A 3,102-nucleotide genomic window follows, 5' to 3' on the forward strand; every position below is an offset into this window, starting at 1 on the left:
TCACTTTTTGACATTTTGTCCAAGTTTTTGCCGTCGGTGATGTCCTCATCCAGATACTGGAGACGCAGGGACAGGTGCCTGCACGCAGCCGCCATCGTCGCGTAATCTTTTTCGGTCATAACTCTATCCCCCTTCCGCGGTCCCGGGACCGCTTTTTTTCCTGTATCCGTTGCAGTCTCTCAGGTTCCTGTTGCGGTACCTGCAACGGGGCTGTGGTATCCTGTTCAGTTTTTTTATTTTCATTTTCAAATTGATTTAGGACTATATCAATACCAATTTTAATTGCCTTTTTAATCTCAATCCAAAATTTTTTACCTAGATGTTTCTGTGGCACTTTATCAATGCCCCGTTCTTTATAAGACCTATGGTCAATTTTTTTTTGGTATCTTTCAAGATATTTATTAGCAACATCTTGCCAAATTCTTCTTATACCTAAAACAAATTCTTTATTGTCCATCCATCGAATCTTTTTTCCCCATCCATCAGGTGTAAGTTCACGGGTCGGAATTAACATATGCACATGAGGGTTGTCGGGTTTGTTATGTATCACAACATCGACAGGTATATAAAAACTGTCCCAAAACACCTTTGACATAGTTTCTACGCAATCCAACTTTTCCCTCTCAGATAGCTCAATCGGCAATGCAAATTCTATCTCGCGGGCAAGCCTTGCATCCTTTCGCTTCTCGGCCCGCTCGATAGACTCCCAAAGTGTCTGTCGCTCCGTGGCCCAGTCGGGCAAATTATTACCATATATAGGGAGCGTAATAATATCTTTACGATTGCTATAATCTACAGTTGTCCCGTCAAGTGTTTTTAGCTTTGTTCCGGAGCGATAGGCCGACGCTTTTATTGCGCTGTGGCCCTTGCTGCGGGTCAGGACCTTAACGTGCAGGTGATAGATGGCCATAGAAAGCGGCGCCTCCTCCCACACACCGACCGGGCGGGCCTTTCCGGTAGGCCCTTAGGTCGGTGTGTGGGATCTTTTGGGGTCAAGGGGACTGGTCCCCTTGCGGGGTGTCCAGTAGGGGCAGAGCCCCTGCTGGCGCACTGCATTGCCTTCTGGCAATGCGTAAGTGCGCTATTAAGTATAGCGTAAGCTATACTTAATAGATTGTCAAGAACATACAAGAAAAACAAAACAAGAACTTGTCAAAATAAGCGAAAATAGTATAATAAAAAAGGGGGTAAACCATGAGTATTAACAAGATAGAAAAGCTGAAAAGGAAACTTGAAGAAGAATCAAGAAAACTAAAAGAAATTGAAGCGATGTACAACTTTGAAGTAAGAAAAAAAATGAATCATGCAAAATTTATCATAGCCGGGGAGCTGCTCAAGTATCCAGAAAAAGAAAAAATAATAAAACAAATAATCGAAGGTAAAGAATTCTCTGCCAAAGACGCAGAGTGTCTCAAAATTCTCTTAGATTGGTATAAAATAACCAATATTAACGTAAAACAAAGGCAAAATGACCTAGACAACGAATTAATCAAGGCTTAAGATATAGCAAAATCTGAAAAAAAGGCCGTCTTTAACGGAGCGGGAACTCCTAGACGGCCTTAAGGAAAAACAGATACCATGATTATACAACAGATTGAAAACTTTGAAAAGACCCTACCGCAATTTATTTATGCAACTGACGAACTCGGATATCTTAAAAAGATACCAAAGGCATACGCTATAAAGAAAAAATACATACAACCTAATAATGAATATGACCTGCGCTGGCTTGTCTACGACGTGGACAGGGAAACAGCGTCCTTTGACTGGTACGACCGTAACTGTCCCGCCCCGAATATCATCGCTACAAATCCTAAAAACGGCCATGCTCATCTTTTCTACGGCCTAGAAACTCCCGTATGGCAGCAATACGAAGATTCAAAAGCCTATCGGTTTGCCTGCGCCGTAGACGTGGCAATGACAAAAGCCCTTGAAGCCGACCCTGGGTATTCAAAACTCATCGCTAAAAACCCATTGCGGGACGACGAGTGGCTTGTACAAACCTTCCAGCCGTACAGTTACGATCTGAATTGGATTGCAGATTACGTCGATCTAGAACCTTACAAAGACCGAAGAAAAAACCTGCCGGAGATCGGACTTGGCAGAAACTGCACTCTGTTTGAAAGGTTGCGCCATTGGGCTTATAGAGCGATCCGCCAGAACTGGATTGATTATGATTTTTGGCATTACACGGTTGAGTGTCAGGCCAGGAAATACAATGATTTCGCAGAACCCCTGCCAGATTGCGAAATAAGGGCGACGGCAAAGTCGGTGGCCAAGTGGACATGGGAGCACATGTCACCGGAAAGTTTTCGTCGATGGGGAGAAAATCGAAGGAACCGAAGCATCGCCGTTCGGCGGGAAAAATCTTTAGAATTAAAAAAAATAATAATCGAACTAGCAAAACAAAACCCGCATGCAACACAGCGGGAGCTGTCAAAAATGGCTGGAGTATCTGTAAAGACCGTAAACAAGTTATTAAGAAGCTAACGAGATCCCCAGCTTAGCCTCCGGCGGGGAGGGAATTTTTAATTTTAGATATTTTCAAAAAAACCATCCCCCACCAACTATCTGACATAACAGATCTAACAAAATTAAAAACCCCTTGCAGGAAATAGGGGGTCCCTACCCCCAACTATCTGATATTACAAAGGTAACAAAATTGCAAATCATTTGCAAATTTTAGACCCGCTTATGTATTTATATGGGGTGTTGAAAAAACCCTCCTAGACGTAAAAAAACGGCAAAATTTCGGGCCATTTTTCATCAGACGTATAAAAATACGTCCAAGCCGTTTTTGATTGAAATTAGGGCCGTTTTCAGAGCCCTACGGGCCGCCGACTTGACCCGTTCCAGCGTCCGTTATGAGGGTAATATCCAAAATCTCCAATTCACTTTTTGACATTTCCGAAATGTCCGGTATGTTTTTCAAGCTGGGGTTGTTATTGAAAATCCCGTATAAACGCAAATAACGGGCAAATTTAAGCCGTTTTAGCCTCGGACGTGATTTTATACGTCCAAGCCCTTAGCGATTGATTTTAGGGCCGTTTTTACGGCCCTAAGGGCCGCCGACGTGTCCAAGTCCCGTTCCGCTTTGAGATC

General features: G+C 43.3%; 3 protein-coding genes. 2 read left to right on the forward strand and 1 reads right to left on the reverse strand.

The features are described 5' to 3' along the window. Window positions 1-115: 115 nt before the first annotated feature. Window positions 116-910, reverse strand: a complete 795-nt coding sequence (locus C5O22_RS13315; RefSeq protein WP_132782569.1) for a MobA/MobL family protein — start codon at window positions 908-910, stop codon at window positions 116-118. A gap of 284 nt (window positions 911-1,194) precedes the next feature. On the opposite strand from C5O22_RS13315, the gene C5O22_RS13320 reads away from it, so the two are divergent. Together C5O22_RS13320 and C5O22_RS13325 are read left to right on the forward strand one after the other, a co-directional pair. Next, on the forward strand, window positions 1,195-1,500 hold the full coding sequence (locus C5O22_RS13320; protein ID WP_132782570.1) for a hypothetical protein: 306 nt from the start codon (window positions 1,195-1,197) through the stop codon (window positions 1,498-1,500). Window positions 1,501-1,578: 78 nt separating this feature from the next. Then, window positions 1,579-2,490: a replication initiation protein gene (locus tag C5O22_RS13325; protein WP_132782571.1), complete on the forward strand. Its 912-nt coding sequence runs from the start codon at window positions 1,579-1,581 to the stop codon at window positions 2,488-2,490. Window positions 2,491-3,102: the final 612 nt, after the last annotated feature.

Origin of the sequence: Treponema sp. J25 (assembly GCF_004343725.1) — a bacterium.
Lineage (GTDB): Bacteria > Spirochaetota > Spirochaetia > Treponematales > Breznakiellaceae > J25.

Coding starts and splice junctions, on each gene's coding strand:
- C5O22_RS13315 (WP_132782569.1), bottom strand. CDS start 910: ATGGCCATCTATCACCTGCACGTTAAGGTCCTGACCCGCAGCAAGGGC.
- C5O22_RS13320 (WP_132782570.1), top strand. CDS start 1,195: ATGAGTATTAACAAGATAGAAAAGCTGAAAAGGAAACTTGAAGAAGAA.
- C5O22_RS13325 (WP_132782571.1), top strand. CDS start 1,579: ATGATTATACAACAGATTGAAAACTTTGAAAAGACCCTACCGCAATTT.